We start from the raw sequence: 16785 nt of genomic DNA on the forward strand, positions 1-16785 counted from the left end.
TCGCCGCATGAACGAACCCGGGCAGCAGCAGGACCAGCGGCTTGAACAGGCCATCCTGGAGCTGCTCGACGGGCGCGCGCCCACCGCGACCATCTGCCCTTCCGACGCGGCGCGTGCGGTCTACGACGGGGACGACGACGGCTGGCGCGCGCTCATGGAGCCGGTCCGCCGGGCGGCGCGGCGGCTGGTGGCGGCCGGGGAGGTGGAGATCACCCAGGGTGGCCGGCCCGTCGATCCGGACGAGGCGCACGGGCCGATCCGCATTCGGCGCCTGCGCTGAGACCGGCCGGGCCAGGCCGGGCCGGGCAGACCTCAGGCCGCCGACCGCGCCAGGTCCCGGTGGATGGGCTCCGCCCCGCCGGTCAGCGGCAGGCCCGTCCCGCCGCGCCGGGCCGCCACGATCTCGGCGGCGATGGACAGGGCCGTCTCCTCAGGCGTACGGGCCCCGAGGTCCAGGCCGATGGGTGACCGCAGGCGCGCCAGCTCCTCCTCGTCCAGCCCCGCCTCGCGCAGCCTCCGCAGCCGGTCCTCGTGGGTCCGGCGCGAGCCCATCGCACCGACGAACGCGGCCGGCCGCCGCAGGGCCTCCGTGAGCAGCGGCACGTCGAACCGGGCCTCGTGGGTGAGGACGCACACCGCCGTGCGCCCGTCGGTCCGGGTGCCGCGCAGATAGCGGTGCGGCCAGTCGACGACGACCTCGTCCGCCTCGGGGAAGCGGGCCCGGGTGGCGAAGACGGGCCGGGCGTCGCACACCGTGACGTGGTGGCCCAGGAACTTGCCGGCCCGCACCAGGGCCGCTGCGAAGTCGACGGCCCCGAACACGATCATGCGGGGCGGTTCCACGCTGCACTCGACGAGCAGGGTGAGCCCGCCGGGGCAGTGCGAACCGTCCTCGGAGAGGATGACGGTGCCCGTCCGCCCGGTGTCCAGGAGCGCCCGGGCCTCGGCCGCCGCCGTACGGTCCAGGTCGGCGGGGCCGCCGAGCCCGCCTTCGTGGGTGCCGTCGGGGCGGACCAGCAGGGCCCGCCCGAGCAGTTCCGCCGGGCCGCGTACGACCCGGGCGAGGGCCGCCGTCCCGCCGGAGGTGGCGGCGGAGAGGGCGGCCTGGAGCACCGCCCGTTCCGGAGTCTCGTCACGGACCGGTGTGACCAGGATGTCCAGGACCCCGCCGCAGGTCAGGCCCACCGCGAAGGCGTCCTCGTCGCTGTAGCCGAAGCTCTCGCGGACGGACCGGCCGTCCTGGAGTGCCTGGGCGCACAGCTCGTAGACCGCGCCCTCCACGCAGCCGCCGGAGACCGAGCCGATCGCCGTGCCCTCGCTGTCGACGGCCAGCGCGGCGCCGGGACCGCGCGGGGCGCTGCCGTCGACGGAGACGACGGTGGCGACCGCGAACTCCCGGCCCTCGGCCGTCCAGCGGTGGAGTGCGTCGGCGATGTCAAGCATCCGCCGCTCCGTCACGGGGCTGCGGTGCCGAGGCTGCGAGGATGCGGTCCGGGCGGATCGGGAGGTTCCGGTGCCGTACGCCGGTGGCGTGCCAGACCGCGTTGGCGACGGCCGCCGCCGCGCCCACGATGCCGATCTCCCCGACGCCCTTGATGCCGACCGGGTCGTCCGGGTCGTGGTCCTCCACCCAGTCCGCCTCGATGTCCGGGACGTCGGCGTGGGTGGCCACGTGGTAGCCGGCGAGGTCGGGAGCGTAGTGGCGGCCGGTGTTCCGGTCGCGGACCGCCTCCTCGTGCAGGGCCATGGAGATGCCCCACGTCATCCCGCCGACCAGCTGGTTGCGGGCGGTGAGCGGGTTGACGATCCGGCCTGCCGCGAAGATGCCCAGCATCCGGCGGACCCGGACCTCTCCGGTGGCGGTGTCCACGGCGACCTCCGCGAACTGGGCGCCGAAGGAGTGCCGTTCCTTCTGGGCGAGGGCGCCGAGGGCCGCTGTCGTGTCGGAGCGCACGGTGATCCCCTCCGGCGGGATGTCCGGGGTCCCCGCGAGCCGCTCCCGGAGTTCGGCGGCGGCCACCGTGATCGCCCAGGCCCAGGAGCGGGTGCCCATGGAACCGCCGGCGATCATCGCGGGGCCGAAGTCGCTGTCGCCGATGCGGACCCGGACCCGTTCGGGCGTGGTCTCCAGGGCGTCGGCGGCGATCAGGGTGAGCGCGGTACGGGCGCCGGTGCCGATGTCGGCGGCGGCGATCCGTACGGTGTACGAGCCGTCCGCCGCCGCCGTGACCAGGGCCGTGGAGGGCATGGCTCCGGCACCGAAGGAGGCCGCCGCCGTCCCCGTGCCGAGCAGCCATCGGCCGTCGCGGCGGATCCCGGGGCGGGGGTCGCGGTCCGCCCAGCCGAACCTGCGGGCGCCCTCGCGGAGGCAGGCGGCCAGGTTGTGGGTGCTGAAGGGGAGGCCGGATACGGGACCCACCTCGGGCTCGTTGCGCAGCCGGAGCTCGACCGGGTCGAGGCCGGCGCGTACGGCGAGTTCGTCGAGGGCCGACTCGATCGCGAACGACCCCGGCGCCTCCCCCGGCGCCCGCATCCAGGACGGGGACGGCACGTCGAGCCGTACGACGTGGTTGGCCGTGCGGTGGGCGTCGGCGTCGTACATGACCCGGGCGACGCCCGCACTCGGCTCCACGAACTCGTACACGGTCGAGGTCTGGTTGAGCGAGCGGTGCTCCAGGGCGCGGAGCCTGCCGTCGGGGTCCGCGCCGAGCCTGACCCGTTGGGTGGTGGGGCTGCGGTAGCCGGCCAGCGAGAACAACTGACGCCTCGTCATGACGACGCGTACAGGCCGCTGCAAGGCGGTGGCGGCCATCACGGCGGACACCTGGTGGGCCCGGAGGCCCTTGCTGCCGAAGCCGCCGCCGATGTGTTCGGAGCGCACCCGCACCGAGGACGCGTCGAGGGAGAACAGCTTGGCCAGCTCGGACTGGACCCAGCCGGCGCCCTGGTTGGAGTCGACCACCTCCAGCCGGCCGCCGTCCCACATCGCGGTCGCCGCGTGCGGCTCCATCATGCTGTGCTGTTCCTCGGGGGTGGTGTACTCCTCGTCCAGCACGACGGCGGAGGAGGCGAGTTGGGCTTCCAGGTCGCCCTTCTCCGTCTCGGCGGGCATGTGACCCGCGGCAGCGTAGGCGGCGGGGTCGTCGGCGATCAACACGGTGGCGTGCGGCTCCTCGTCGTACGTCACCACCAGCGCCTCGGCCGCCTCCCGGGCCTGTTCGGGGGTCTCGGCGACGACCAGCGCGACCGGCCAGCCGGCGAACGGCACCCGGTCGTTCTGGAAGACGACGGCGGCCGGGTCCGGCGGGGTGCCGAGCATGCCGACGTAATCGGTGTGCAGGCGTGGGGCGTTGGCGTGGTGCAGGACGGTGAGGACGCCCGGCATGGAGAGGACCGGGGCGGTGTCGATCGTGCGGATGCGGGCGCGGGTGGCCGTGGAGAGCACCAGCCAGCCGTGAGCCAGGTCGGCGAAGGGGATCTCGCCCGCGTAGCGCGCGGCGCCGGTGACCTTGTCGCGGCCCTCGACGCGGGTGCGGGCGGTGCCGACGGCGGCGCGCAGCGCCCGGGAGCCCGGTGTGGTGGTGGTCATCGGGCGTTCCCTTCCGCCAGTTCGGTCAGGACAGAGACCATGAGGTTGCGCATGAGGGTCACCTTGTATCCGTTGTCGGGCAGCGGCCTGGCGGCGGCGAGTTCGGCGTCCGCGGCGGCGGCGAAGGTCGCGCCGGTGGCCGGCGCGCCGGTCAGGACGGCTTCGGCCGCGCTGGCGCGCCATGGCCGGGAGGCGACGGCCCCGAGGGCGATCCGGGCCGCGCGTACGCGTCCGTCCTCGATGTCGAGCGCGGCGGCGACGGAGCCGATGGCGAAGGCGTACGAGGCGCGCTCGCGCACCTTGCGGTAGCGGGAGTTGGCGGCGACGGGCGCCCGAGGGAGGGTGACGTGGGTGATCAACGCACCTGGCGGCAGGGCGGTTTCGCGGTGCGGGGTGTCGCCGACGGGGAGGTAGAGGCCGGTGAGCGGCATCTCGCCCGGCCCGTCGAGGCTCTCGTACGCGACCTGGGCGTCGAACGCCGTCAGGGCCACGCCCATGTCGGAGGGGTGCACGGCCACACAGTGGTCGGAGGCGCCGAGCACCGCGTGGTTGTGGTGCTCACCGGTGACGGCCGGACAACCACTGCCCGGGACACGCTTGTTGCAGGGCCCGCTCACGTCGGAGAAGTAGCCGCAGCGGGTGCGCTGGAGCAGGTTGCCGCCGACGGTGGCCATGTTGCGCAGCTGCCCGGAGGCCCCGGCCAGGACGGCCTGGGTCAACGCCGGGTAGCGGCGGCGGACTTCGGGGTGGGCGGCGAGGTCGCTGTTGGTGACGGTGGCTCCGATGCGCAGACCGCCGTCCGTCGTGGACTCGACGCGGTCCAGCGGCAGTTCGGTCACGTCGACGAGAAGTGCGGGCCGTTCGACGCCGGTCTTCATCAGGTCGACGAGGTTGGTGCCGCCGCCGAGGAACCGTGCGTCCGGGTCGGCCGCGAGCAGGGCGACCGCACCGGTGACGTCGTGGGCACGCCGGTAGTCGAACTCCTTCATGCGGCGGCCTCCTCGGCTGCTGCCGTACGGGACTCCGCGTGAGCCTGGGCGCCACGGGAGACGGCCTGGACGATCGAGACGTACGCGCCGCAGCGGCACAGGTTGCCGCTCATCCGTTCGCGGATCTCGTCGGGCGTCAGCGGTGGTGGTGTCGCCTCGAGGCGTACGTCGTCGGTGGCGGCGCTCGGCCAGCCGGCCGCGTGCTCCTCGATGACGGCGATGGCCGAGCAGATCTGGCCGGGGGTGCAGTAGCCGCACTGGTAGCCGTCGAGTTCGAGGAAGGCCTGCTGGACGGGGTGCAGGTCGTCGCCGTCGGCGATGCCTTCGATGGTGGTGATCTCGCGCCCCTCGGCCGCGACGGCGAGGGTGAGGCAGGCGACGGCGCGGCGTCCGCCGAGCAGGACGGTGCAGGCCCCGCACTGCCCTTGGTCGCAGCCCTTCTTGGTGCCGGTGAGGTCGAGGCGCTCGCGCAGGGCGTCGAGGAGCGTGGTGCGGTGGTCGACGGACAGGTGGTGCTTCTCGCCGTTGATGTTCAGGGTGATCGCGCTACTGGTCGACGAGGGTGCTGGGGCCATGATCAGCCTTCTTCGGTGTCCGGTGACAGGAGATCGGCGCTGCGGCAGCGGTCCGGCAGCCGCCACCGGGTGCCCACAGGTGGCGGGCCGCGCTAAGGTGCCCTAACCGGACCACTGTCCGCTTCGCCATTCAACGTAACGGACAGCTGTCCGCTTAACAAGGACGGGATTCGGCCACGAACCCGTGAAGGAGGACGCGTGTCCCAGCCGAGGAAGGACGCGGCCGCGCGTTCGGACACGCCGGCGCGTTCGGACACGCCGGCACGCTCGGACGCTCCCGCACGTTCGGACGCGGTGCGCAACCGCGAGCGCATCCTGCGTGTCGCCATGGCCGAACTGACGGTGCGCCCGGACGTCCCGCTGAGCACGATCGCCAGGAAGGCGGGCGTCGGGCAGGGCACCTTCTACCGCAACTTCCCGCACCGTGAAGCGCTCGTCCTGGAGATCTACCGCTACGAGATGCAGCAAGTGGCCGACGCCGCAGGCGAGTTGCTGGACACCCGGGAACCTGAGGCGGCCCTGCGTGAGTGGATGGACCGGCTCGCCGGGTTCGCCATGACCAAGGCGGGCCTGGCGGACGCGATTCGGCTGGTCACCAGCGCCCCGGGCGGCCCGGCCAAGCCCGGCCCCGCCCCGGTGCTGGAGGCCGCCGGAACGCTGCTCCGCGCCAACGAGGAGGCAGGAACCATACGCCCGGGGGTGACCCCGGATGACTTCTTCCTGGCCATCGCGGGCCTCTGGCAGCTGGATCCGCAGGAGGAGTGGGAGCCGCGGGCCGCCCGGCTGCTGGACTTCGTGATGGACGGGCTGCGCGCGGGGGCGCCCGGCCGCTGAGCGGTACGGTGCCGGCTCAACCGTGGCGGGCCTCAACCGTGGCGGAGCTCCGGGGCTCAACCGTGGCGGGACGCCGGGTCCGACGGCTCCGGGTCCTCGTCGGTGAGCTCGGGTTCCAGCCCTTCGGCCACGCTCGTGGGGCGGCGGCCGGAATCCGCCCGCCACGCCTCGAAGGCCCAGCCGGTCAGGACCACCACGGCGGCGCCCAGCAGCCAGCCGCCGATGACATCGCTGAACCAGTGCACGCCCAGCGCGATCCGGGTGAAGCCCACACCCAGGACCGACACCCCCGCCGCACCCCAGCAGAGCGCACGCCAGGCGCGCGGCACCATCGGCAGCAGCACCAGGAGCAGCACGGCGAACGAGGTGGTCGCCGTCATCGCGTGCCCGGAAGGGAAGGAGTAGCCGGGTGCCTGCGCGACCGGATCCTCCAGCGACGGCCGCGCCCGCTCCACGACCACCTTCACGAGCACGCCGGTCAGCGCTCCGCCGGTCGCCGTCACCGCCGCCCAGGCCGCGAGGCGCCAGGCCCGCCGGTACAGGAGCCAGAGCGTGAGCAGCGCGACGGCGATGCGCAGGGTCGCCGGGTCCCACACCCAGTCGGACAGGATCCGCAACGTACCGGTCCACGCCGGGTGTTCGAGGGCGACCTCGTGCAGTCGGCGGGCCGCCCCCGCGTCGACGCGGCGCAGCGGGGGCCAGTTCGCCTCGACGAGGACGAGCAGCAGGGCGAAGGGGATCGCGGCGGCGGCAGCGGCGGCCACGGCTCCCAGCAGGCGGACGCCGAACCGGCGGTCGGCGCGGCGGGTGCGCTGCTCCTGGGTGTGCGGGGTGGTGGTGCGTGTCGGCATGTCAGGTTCCTGGGTCGGCGGTGATCGGGCCGGGTTTCCCCGCGCGTACGGCTTCCAGCTGGGCGGCGAAGGACAGTCCGAGGAAGAGGGACAGGGAGGTCAGGTAGGACCACAGGAGGAGGGCCATGAAGAGGCTGAGCGGTCCGTAGACCGTGTCGAAGGAGCCGCTGAGCTGGAGGTAGAGGCTGAGCAGCCAGGTCAGCAGGGTCCAGAGCACCAGGTACACGGCGGCGCCGAAGGCGAGCCAGGTGTAGCCGGGCTGCCGGCGGCGCGGCGAGCGCCGGAAGATCGCGCTGGCGGAGATCAGGGCGAGCAGCAGGCCGAGCGGGATGCGCAGGAGGTCCCAGGCCGTCCGGGCGCCGTCGCCGAGTCCGTAGACAGTGGTGGCGGCTCTCACGAAGTCCCCGCCGGCCACGATCATGATCGAGGCGATGCCGAGCGGTATCCCGGCGCTCAACGACATGACCAGGCCCCGCAGGTACTTGCGGTGGAAGACCCGGTCCCGCTCCACCCCGTAGATCCGGTTGGCGCCGCGCTCGATCTGGCACATCGCCGTCGTGACGTTGGCCACGGAGAAGAGAAGTCCGAACCAGAGGGCGATCTCGGCACCGTCGCCGTCGCCCCGCCGGTTGCGGTCCAGCGCCTCGTCCACCACGGAGGCGCTCGGCCCTTCGCTCATGCTGCGGATCGTCAGCTCGGCGAGTCGTCCGATGTTCTCGGTGTGCAGTGCGGTGGAGAGGCCCACGAACGCGATCACCAGCGGGATGACCGCCAGGATCGTCTGGAGGGCCAGCGCGCGGGAGTGGCTGAAGCCGTCGGCGTAACGGAAGCGTACGAAGGCGTCGCGCAGCAGGGGCCAGCGGCCGTACCGGCGGAGCGCCACGAGGGCTTCGTCGGCGGAGAGTTCGTCGCCGGTCATGTCGTGGGTGACCGGCACCCGGGTCGCGGTTCCCATCACTTCTCCCCGGCGGGCAGCAGCACGGTGAGGGCGCCGGGCCTGACCTCGGCGATGATCCGGCGGCCGGGGGCCGCCGGGTCGCCGTCCACTTCGCGGGGCTGGGGCCGGGTGAAGGTCAGTTCGGCGCGGCGGAAGGTGAAGAACTCGACCGGGCCCCCGTGCGCACCGGCGGCGGTGCCGCCCCCGGTGGGCCGCGATCCGCGCAGCAGCACGCCCACCGCCCGCAGCCAGCCGCCCGCACCTCGGGGGTCGAAGAGCGCGAGGTCCAGCAGCCCGTCGTCGGGCCGGGCGCCGGGGACGAGGGCCGTACCGCCCTGGACGGTGCCGATGTTGGCGATGAGGACCATGCGGGCGGTGCGGTGCAGCGCCGGTGCGCCGTCGAGGGTGACGGCCAGCCGCATCCGGGGGCCCCGCAGTTCGCCGAGCCCGGCCAGGACGTAGGCGGGCCAGCCGAGCGCCGACTTGGCGCGGTCGGAGGTGGAGCCCATCACCGCCGCGTCGAGTCCGGCCCCCGACATGGCCGTGAAGTGCGTGCGGGCGATCCCGTCGCCGCTGATGGTGCCGAGGTCCAGCGCCCGGGGCTCGCCGGTGAGCGCGGCGGCCAGGGCGTCGGCGGGGTCGAGGGGCAGCCCCAGGTTCCGGGCCAGCAGGTTGCCCGTACCGCAGGGCACGACGGCCAGCGTGACTCCGGTTCCGGCCAGGACGTCGGCGACCGCGCGGATGGTGCCGTCGCCGCCGCACGCGACGATGAGGCCCGCTCCGCCGCGTACCGCGTCCGCCGCCTGGCCGCCCCCGGTGTCGTGCTCGGTGGTCTCCACGAACGTCATGTCGGTATGCCCCCGTTGCGCGAGGACGAGCCGCAGCCGGTCGCGGGTGGCGGTGTCGGTGACGGTCGGATTGACGATCACCACGGCGGGCTCGCGCGACGGGCCGGGCCGGCGCTCGGCGGCCGCGACGGCGATGTCCACCGCGTCGGCCGGTGGCCGGGCGGCCCAGGCGTCGTCGGCCAGCACGGCACGCCCGACGACGAACAGCGAGAGCGCGCCGTTGAGCAGCCCGCCCACGACGTCGCTGGGGTGGTGCATGCCGCGGTAGAGCCGGGCCAGCCCGACCAGGAGCGGGATCAGCAGCAGGAGGACGGCGACCACCCTGCCCCAGCGGCCACGGACCCGGGACAGCACCAGGACGGCGAGGCCGGCGTAGAGCGCGGTGGCCGCCCCGGTGTGCCCGGAGGTGTAGCTCGACGTCGGAGGCGAGGCGTCCAGGCGCTCCACGTCCGGACGCGTCCGGTCCACGGCCTCCGTGATGAGCAGGAAGACCAGGGACTGGAGCCACACGGCCAGGGCCAGGAAGAGCGCCGCGCGCCACCGGGGAAGCGGCGGCACCACGAGGAGCGCCAGGCAGCACAGGACGGTGACGCCGACGACGGTGTGGGTGTCCCCCGCCCCCGAGGCGATCGCCGATGCGGTGGTCAGTGCGTCGTTGCGTACGCGTTCGAAGGCGTCGTTCAGCGCGTCCTCGGCGGAGAGCGGCCACAGGTTCCGCGCCGGACCGGTGATCAGCAGGCCGAGGCCCGCGATCATCGCCGCCTGGCAGACCGCGAACGCCGCGATCCGCGCCACCGCGCGGCCGGCGCCGCTGCTCAGCGCCGGCGAGTGGCCCAGGCGTGGCGGAGCCGGAACTCCGGACGGGTCGGCCGCTCTCGCGGGCGTGGTGGTCTCCATCGGGTCCCCCGGGTCCTCCGCCGGACGGCGGGCCGGGGAAGCCTGTTCTTCCCCGGCGTTACGCCGTGTGCCCTGACGGCGGCCGGTCAGACCTGCGGAATGGCGGCCGGGGCCGGTCAGTCTCCGAATCGGTCCTGGTCTTCTACGGGGCAGTGGTGATCTTGATCTGTGGGATAGAGTCACGCATGCTCTTGTCGCAGCGCGAACGCCCCTTAATAGCAGTCGTCGGCAGTGTGGACCCGGCACGCACCTTCGCGCCTCCGCTCCGGGCGGCCGACCAGGCCCCGAGAGCCTGCCGAGATCTCGGCCGCGAGCTGGCCCGGGCGGGGTGCGATCTCGCCGTCTTCTCCAGCAAACCCACCTACATCGAGCACGAGGTCGTCCACGGATACGCCGAAGGGACCGACGCGCAGAACCCTGGCCGAGTGGCCGCGTATCCCCCGCGCCACCGCGAGGTCGCCTTCGCTCTGCCCGACGGCAGTTCGGTCACCCTGGACACGTACCGGGATACCAGCGGTGAGTGGGAAGTCGCCTACTATCGGACCTTGTTGAGCTGCGACGGGGTGCTCCTGGTGGGCGGCGGACAGTCCACCCGGGTGGCGGGCATCGTCGCGATGGCGCAGGGTATTCCGGTGCTGCCCGTCGCCGCGTTCGGGGGCGGGGCGGGTCAGGTCTGGGTGAACCTCGACAAGGTGCGCAACCATGCCGACGACGAGGACATCGCTCTGCTCGGCCGTGACTGGTCCCCGGATGCCGCGCCGCGGTTGATCGCCTGCCTGCTGCGGATGCGGACCCGGCGCGTGGAGAGCGCCCGGGTCCAGGAGCGGGCCGCCCGGTCGCTGGCCCGCCGGACCGGTGGCGGGCTGACCGCCGCCGCCGTGAGCGTGGTCGGATCCCTCGCGGCTCTCGTCCTGGCCGGTGAGCCCGGCCCGGCCGACGCCCGCGCCTTGGCGGCCCTGACCGCGGCCCCGCTGCTCGCATCGATCGCGGGGGCTATGACCCGTAACTCCTTCGAGACGGAGGCCGCCTGGGTACGTGCCGGGATCAGGGGGCTGGGAGCGGGCCTGGTCACCGTGCTCCTCTACTTCGCCTCCCAACTCCTCGCGGTTCCAGCTCTTTTCGACCAGCTGGACGTACGCAGGCTGCTCTTCTTCGCGATCCCCCTGGGCTTCAGCGCGGGTTTCACCTTCGACCTCGTCTACGAGCGGTTGCGCGCCGGAGCCGTGCCCGCACCCGCTCTGGGGCCGGAGCTGACGTCACCGGGCGCCGCCGATCCGGCGGCAGCCGGTGGTGCACCGCCCCGCACGCCTTCGGCGACGGCATAGCCGCCGGTACGGTGTACGGCAGGGCCCATGACGGAATCGAAGCGAGAGGGAGGCGGATACAAGGATGGAGCCGACGCTCCTGCAGGCGGCGCTGTTGATCCGCGTCGCCACCGGTGCCTCACGCAGCACGCTCTGGCGGAGATTGCGGCGCCTTGTCCTGCGGCCCGCCGCAGGGGAGTCCGCAGAGGAGGAATTCGCCGCCTTCGAGGCGTCGCCGACCGACCCGGAGCTGGCCCACGCGCTGATCAGAGCGTTGGTCCGGCGGTCCGTCCAAGACGACGAATTCCGCTCGGACCTCGAGGAATGGAGCGATGAGGCCGAGGACAGGATCGGAGGCCCCGGCAACGTCACCAACATGATCTCGGGTGGGACGTACCACGGTTCGGTGATCCAGGTGGGGAACATGGGCAACATCAACTTCTTGCACTCCTCGCCCGGTGCCCGTGCGGAGGAGGAGGATCAGTAGGTTCCCGTCCGGGGAGTGAGCCGCGCCGCCTCGCGCAGGACCTCCTCGGACTCCCTCCGCCGGCCCGCCCGTCTCAAGGCGCTGCCCAGGTTGTAGAGGGCGTGAAAGCGGCCGTCGCTGTCACCCAGTGCGGCAAAGGCTTCCGCGCTCCGTCGGAGAAGCAGGATGGCCTCGGCGCGGCTGCCCATGCTCTCCAGAGCAAGGCCCAGATTGCCGACCGTCTGGGCCCATGCCCCCCGGTCACCGGTACGCGCCAGCAGTCCTTCGGCAGCGCGCAGCACGTCCGCGGCCTTCCCGTAGTCGCCCTCCGCCATCAGTGCGCTGCCCAGGTTGTTGAGGGCCTGGGCATGGCCTCGGTCGTCGCCCGCCGCCTCGTACTGCCGGGCGTTGAACAAGAAGGCGGCGGTGGCGGCGGTCGCTTGTCCGCCTTCCAGTCGCGCGAGTCCCAGGTTGTCCCGGGCACGCAGTACCCCGCCCGCGTCGCCCGCCTGCTGCGACAGCTCGATTGCCAGGGACAGCTGCTCGGCGGCTTCGTCATGACGGCCGAGTCGACGCAGTGCGTTGCCCGCGTTGTTGAGCGCCTGGGCCTCGCTGAAACGGTCTCCCACGAGCGCGTACATGTCCCGGGCGGCCAGCAGACTGGGCAAGGCGTCCTCGAACCGGGCGTCCTCGAACAGCCCGAGACCGAGATTGTTCAGCGCCTGGGCCTCGCCGCGCCTGTCCCCCAGCTCTCCGTGGAGCTCGCCGGACCGCCGCAGGGCCTCAATGGCCTCCTGTACCCGGCCCGCCTCCAGAAGGGCCGCCCCCAGATTGTTCAGCGCCTGGGCCTGGCCGTGGCGGTCCTCCAGTTCGTCGAAGACCGCGACGGCCTCCGTGAGACAGTCGACCGCCTCCGCCGTGCGGTGCGCCTGCCGCAAAGCGTTGCCGAGGTTGTTCCGTGCCTGCGCCTGGCCGTGGCGTGCTCCGGCGCTCCCGTACAGGTCCACAGCGCGCTCCAGCGCGCCGATGGCATCGTCCGGCCGGCCGGCCGACCGCAGCGCCGCGGCGAGATTGCCGAGCTGCCGGGCCTTACGTCGGGGCTGGTCGGCGGCGGAGAGGGCGAGCGCACTCTCGAAGGCATCGAGGGCTTCGATGGTCCGGTCGGACCTCAACAGCGCCGTACCAAGGTTGTCGAGGACATCCGCGTGCTCAGGGCCGAATCCGAGAGCGGCGTATGCCTCGACGGCGGACTCGAGCACCGTGGTCGCGTCCTCGGTCCGGCCGGACCCCAGCAGAGCAGCCCCGAGGTTGTTGAGCGCACGGGCCTCCGCCGGAGCGTCTCCCAGCTCCCGGTACGCCGACTGGGCCTGTTCGAAGCACACGACCGCCTCGTCGAACCGTCGCACGTGTGCCAGTGCCGCTCCCCGGTTGTTGAGTGCGGTCGCCAGCAGGGCCTCGTCGGAACGTGACGAGGCCACCTCGTACACACGGTCGTTGATCCAGAGCAGATCCCCGAAGAAGCGTTCCTCGGTGAGGAATTCGACCAGCTGGAGAGCCAGTTCGACGGCGATGCCCTCCGGTCCCTTGTCTACCATCGCCAGCAGGTTGAGCCGTTCCTCCGTGAGCCACCGCAGGGCACGCCGTCGTTCCGCGAGGTTCATGGTCTCCTCGCCCAGTGCGGCGGTCGCGCGCCGGGTGCCCTGGAGGTAGCCGACGGCGAGCCGTGCGATCGCCTCCGCCTGTTCGTCCTGCTCGCCGTGGGAGGCGCGCTCGGTGGCGTACAGCGCGACCAGGTCGTGCATGCTCCAGCGCTGGGAGGCCACCGACGTCAGCAGATGGGCGTCGGTCAGCGCGGCGAGAAGCCCGTTGGTCTCGTCCTCGGAAACGCCCAGCAGCAGCACCGCCGCCTCGGCGGAGATCTCGGTTCCCGGAGCGATCGCCAGGTACCGCAGCGCCCGCGCCTCGGGCTCGGTGAGGAGCCGGTAGGAGGAATCCAGCGCGGCTCGTACGGAGACCTCCTCCTCGTCGCGTCCAAGGCGGAGCCGGGCGGAGGCCAGTTCCGCCACCAAACCGGCCAGGTCCGTCGTCGGATTCCGGGCCAGCCGGGCGGCCACCACACTGAGCGCGAGCGGGAGAAAGCCGCACAGCTGGGCCAGCCGGAGTGCTTCGGCTCTCTCCGGCGGAGGTGCTCCGTCACGTTGCGCGGCCGCCTCCAGCATGGCCACGGCATCGTCCGGGCGGAGCACCCCCAGCTCGACGTGGTAGGTCGCGCCCGCGGCGGAGCTGCGGGACCGTGCGGTGACCAGGGTCGCGATACCCGGAATCCTGGGGAGCAGCAGCTGGAGCCGGGTCCACGACTCCACGTTGTCCAGCACGAGGAGCAGGGGGGCACCCTCCCGGGCCAGACCGGCCAGGCGGCGCCGATACATCGCCGTCTGGCCCGCCTCATGGGCCGGAATGTCCGCCGCCGGGACGCCCAGGGTGCGCAACAGCAGATTCAAGGCCGCGCCGACGTCCGTCCGTGCCTCTCCGGATGTGTCTCCGTTCAGGTGGGCGAAGACGACTCCGCCTGGAAAGAGCCCGCGGTCCTGGGCCTGCTGTGCCACTTCCACGGCGAGCGCGGTCTTGCCGACACCCGGCAGGCCCGTCACGGCGACCACCGGTGGCTGCCGTCGGTTGGCCGCGGGGTCCAGGGCCGCCCGCAGCCTGTCGGTCTCCGCGTGGCGCCCGGTGAGCGGGCCCGGCCTCGGCAGGGTCTCGTGCAGCGGACCGGGCGGACGGGCGGGGAGCGCGATCCCTCCCACGGGGTCGGCCAGTAAGGTGTTCAGACCGGAGAGGTACTGGGCGATCCTGCCCTGACGATGATGGCGAACGGCGTTCAAGAGCCGGGGATCGGCGGGTGGCCGGCGCTTCGCCAGGGCCGCTAGCTCGCTCTCGGAGAAGGCGGCGGGCAACCGTAGGGTGATCGCTTGTGCGAGAAGGTCACGACCGGCCTCCCCCAGGCCTTTCGGGGACGGCCCGGCGGTGGCAAGCAGCAGCACGTCGCCGGTGGCGGGGTCTTTGAGGAAGTCGGTGACGGACCGGGCCAGTTCCTCGCCGGAGTCTCCCGACAGCCGGATGTCCAGGTCGTCGAGCCACAGCACGACGGGTGATGCGAGCGGGTCCTCGCGCAGAGCAGCCGCGAGGTCTGCCGGGGAGATCACGTCGGGTGGGCGGAGTGCCCAGCGCGGGCCCAGACTGCGGCGCATTCCCTCCCACAGGGTGCGGGTGCGGCCGCTCCCCGGCTCGCCGGTGAGCACGACGAAGCGGCGGTTCCTGCGCTCGGGGGCCCTGTGCAGGGCCTCGGCCAGTTCCTCGTCCACCTGTCGGGGAAGGTACGGGGGGAGGGCGGGCAGCTCACCGCTCGGGGGGGCGCCCAGGAGGAAGGGGCCTGCAGCGGGATGCACGCCGTACCGAAGAGCGTGATCATCTGCCAGCTGCGACACCCGCTCACGGAGCAGGATGCCCACTGTGGTGTCGGGCTCCGCCTGCCCGTACTCCCGCCCGGAGACGTGGGGCGCGCCGAGCGCGTACACCACGCCGGTCTCCGTACGGAGATAGACGGGCACCCCCTCGGCTCGCACCGATACCGTTACCCCCTTGCGCAGGGCCACGCGTTCGGCCCGTTCCCACCGGGTCGGGCTGTCCGAGACGTCGAGCACCAGGACCGGCCCTTCGGGGACCTGGATCGCGGTGGCGGGCCAAGACGGATCCCCGATCGTGATGTAGCCCCCGTCGTGACGGACCGCCAGGATGAATTCGTCGGCTGCCGGTGCCCGCCGGTCGGCCGCCGTGAAGGGGTGGCCGCTCCCGTCCTGGCCGGGTCCGGTCTCAAGGTCGACCTCCAGGGTGCGGGCCAGCCGCATCGCGTTGCGGCTGGCCCTGGCCCGTTCGGGCAACCGCTGCGCCGCGCCGGTGAACCACCGGCGCAGCCCCTCGTGCCGCGACGGATTCTCCACTGCGGCGCGCAGAGCCGGTTCCATAAGTTCGTCCACGGTGTGTTCGGCGAGATGTCCGAGCCCGGCGTCGGCGAGCACCGAGGCCCACGTCACCCGCTCCTCCAGCGCGAGGACCGGGGACAGGCTCCGGTGTGCTTCTGCCACCAAGCCGCCGATGGCCAGCAGCGGGTCCTCGGGCCCGCTGCTGGCAAGCTCGGCCACGAGCCGTTCGCGCAGCGGGGTCAGCAGGGGCTGCCGCAGGGCCATGTACGCACCGCCATTACGGGCGGCCCACGGCCCGTACCACAGGTCGGATTCCGCCGCCACGGTGAGGGTCGGTTCCACCCTCACCCGGACGAGGCGCAGGAGTTCGGGTTCGATCCGGACCGCGGTGCTCAAAGCGACAGCCAGCCGCAGCGCCTGGGGCGGAAGGTCGTCCGGCCGTGGTGTGGCGGCCGGCAGACCGGGCAGCCGGGGTCCGGTCGTCGTCACGGGACCCTCGATTCGGCCTGGACAGTGGTGGTGGAACGGTCCCAGCTCACGACAGGCATGAGGGAGGTGAGCGGGGCCGGGAAGCGATCCGGGGGCAGCGGGACGAGCGCCGCGGGCCGGCAACCGCTGCGCCGGAGCAGCGCGGTGACCTCCTGCCACTCCTGCCAGAGCATGGGCGGAGGCCCGGATCCCGGGAGGTTGCAGCCGAACCCGCTCAGGATCAGAACCCGGGTTCCGGCGGCCGGCGGCCGGTAAGGCCGCCAGGTCCAGCCCGCTCCCGGGCCGACGTGGTTGAGGGGTGACACGGCGAAGTACAGGACGTTCGTGGTGTGCCTCCCGACGATCACAGTGATGCGGTTGACCAGCTCCTCCTGGTCCCGGGCGAACATCTCCATGCCGGGGCCCAGGTCTACCAACACCTGAGTCCCGAAGCGCAGGGTGCGCACCGGCAGCCGGGGCAGGTCCTGGAGCGGGCGGCCGGTGGCGAACTCCTCGAGCAGCCGGTGGGTGTCGATCTCGCCCTCGGGTACGGTCCGCGACAGCACGGTCTGCAGGGTGGCCGTCTCCGAGTTGGGGGGCAGCAGGCTGTGGTGGGCCGGTTCGGCTTCGGCGGGCCCGTCGCCCCGTTCGGCGAGCGCGGGGAATCTCCACGCGGGCCGGGTGCCCGAGGCTCCTGCCAGCGGAGTGAGGAGGGGAAGGGGCCCGGCGGCCCCCTCCGTCGTCGACGGCGGTGACTCGGCGTTGTCCGGTAGGGCGGCGGCATCCTCCGCCCGGAGGGGAGGCGGTGGAGCGGATCTGCGCTCCTCCTCCGCCTCCGGTGCGGAGGGGGCCTGCCACCGCGGGGCAGGCCCCGGGCCCGGGACCGGACCGCGCAGGCCCAGCAGCACGGCAATGCGCCGCACCGTCTCCCCGTCGCCATGGTCGACGCCCAACCGGGTGAGCGCCCGGGCCAGGTCACCGACCCAGATACCGGCCGGCCCGTCCGTGATCGACGCCTGTGCTCCTGCGGTCCGGCCCTCCCGCATC

The 16785-nt window shown here is 73.1% G+C and carries 13 protein-coding genes; 4 read left to right on the forward strand and 9 right to left on the reverse strand.

The genetic code is table 11. From position 1 onward, the window contains the following. Positions 1-7 precede the first annotated feature (7 nt). Complete coding sequence (locus R2B67_RS02715; RefSeq protein WP_317816263.1) at positions 8-280, forward strand: DUF3253 domain-containing protein; 273 nt, start codon at positions 8-10, stop codon at positions 278-280. 32 nt (positions 281-312) lie between these two features. Here the strand turns inward: R2B67_RS02715 and R2B67_RS02720 are convergent, their stop codons facing one another. Genes R2B67_RS02720 through R2B67_RS02735 form a run of 4 tightly spaced genes read right to left on the reverse strand, consistent with a single transcriptional unit; the run spans position 313 to position 5153 of the window. Next, positions 313-1443, reverse strand: coding sequence for an XdhC family protein (locus tag R2B67_RS02720; protein WP_317816264.1), 1131 nt, complete (start codon positions 1441-1443; stop codon positions 313-315). Further along, positions 1436-3589, reverse strand: a complete 2154-nt coding sequence (locus R2B67_RS02725; RefSeq protein ID WP_317816265.1) for a xanthine dehydrogenase family protein molybdopterin-binding subunit — start codon at positions 3587-3589, stop codon at positions 1436-1438. Before R2B67_RS02725 ends, R2B67_RS02720 begins: the two co-directional genes overlap by 8 nt. Then, positions 3586-4578 (reverse strand): FAD binding domain-containing protein, encoded by a 993-nt coding sequence (locus R2B67_RS02730; protein WP_317816266.1) that lies wholly within the window; start codon positions 4576-4578, stop codon positions 3586-3588. The genes R2B67_RS02725 and R2B67_RS02730 overlap by 4 nt, the downstream gene beginning before the upstream one ends. Then, positions 4575-5153: a (2Fe-2S)-binding protein gene (locus tag R2B67_RS02735; protein ID WP_317816267.1), complete on the reverse strand. Its 579-nt coding sequence runs from the start codon at positions 5151-5153 to the stop codon at positions 4575-4577. The genes R2B67_RS02730 and R2B67_RS02735 overlap by 4 nt, the downstream gene beginning before the upstream one ends. Before the next feature lie 294 nt (positions 5154-5447). On the opposite strand from R2B67_RS02735, the gene R2B67_RS02740 reads away from it, so the two are divergent. Beyond that, positions 5448-5987: a TetR/AcrR family transcriptional regulator gene (locus R2B67_RS02740; protein ID WP_317824766.1), complete on the forward strand. Its 540-nt coding sequence runs from the start codon at positions 5448-5450 to the stop codon at positions 5985-5987. A 56-nt stretch (positions 5988-6043) separates the two neighbouring features. Here the strand turns inward: R2B67_RS02740 and R2B67_RS02745 are convergent, their stop codons facing one another. Genes R2B67_RS02745 through R2B67_RS02755 form a run of 3 tightly spaced genes read right to left on the reverse strand, consistent with a single transcriptional unit; the run spans position 6044 to position 9520 of the window. Continuing rightward, complete coding sequence (locus R2B67_RS02745; RefSeq protein WP_317816268.1) at positions 6044-6838, reverse strand: phosphatase PAP2 family protein; 795 nt, start codon at positions 6836-6838, stop codon at positions 6044-6046. 1 nt (position 6839) lies between these two features. Then, positions 6840-7793: a YihY/virulence factor BrkB family protein gene (locus R2B67_RS02750; RefSeq protein ID WP_317816269.1), complete on the reverse strand. Its 954-nt coding sequence runs from the start codon at positions 7791-7793 to the stop codon at positions 6840-6842. Next, a complete protein-coding gene (locus R2B67_RS02755) occupies positions 7793-9520 on the reverse strand; it encodes a bifunctional phosphatase PAP2/diacylglycerol kinase family protein (RefSeq protein WP_317816270.1) in 1728 nt (575 codons plus the stop codon). Before R2B67_RS02755 ends, R2B67_RS02750 begins: the two co-directional genes overlap by 1 nt. A gap of 185 nt (positions 9521-9705) precedes the next feature. Between R2B67_RS02755 and R2B67_RS02760 the strand changes: the two genes are divergently transcribed. Then, positions 9706-10845 carry a hypothetical protein gene (locus tag R2B67_RS02760; protein WP_317816271.1) on the forward strand — a complete coding sequence of 380 codons (1140 nt, stop codon included), beginning with the start codon at positions 9706-9708 and terminating at the stop codon, positions 10843-10845. 64 nt (positions 10846-10909) lie between these two features. Then, a complete protein-coding gene (locus R2B67_RS02765; protein WP_317816272.1) occupies positions 10910-11311 on the forward strand; it encodes a hypothetical protein in 402 nt (133 codons plus the stop codon). Here R2B67_RS02765 and R2B67_RS02770 read toward each other — a convergent pair. Then, on the reverse strand, positions 11305-15759 hold the full coding sequence (locus R2B67_RS02770; protein WP_317816273.1) for a tetratricopeptide repeat protein: 4455 nt from the start codon (positions 15757-15759) through the stop codon (positions 11305-11307). The genes R2B67_RS02765 and R2B67_RS02770 overlap by 7 nt on opposite strands. Next, positions 15756-16784 carry a hypothetical protein gene (locus R2B67_RS02775; RefSeq protein ID WP_317816274.1) on the reverse strand — a complete coding sequence of 343 codons (1029 nt, stop codon included), beginning with the start codon at positions 16782-16784 and terminating at the stop codon, positions 15756-15758. The genes R2B67_RS02770 and R2B67_RS02775 overlap by 4 nt, the downstream gene beginning before the upstream one ends. Position 16785: the final 1 nt, after the last annotated feature.

The sequence above is a fragment of the Streptomyces cyaneofuscatus genome, from assembly GCF_033109485.1.
Classification (GTDB): domain Bacteria; phylum Actinomycetota; class Actinomycetes; order Streptomycetales; family Streptomycetaceae; genus Streptomyces; species Streptomyces cyaneofuscatus.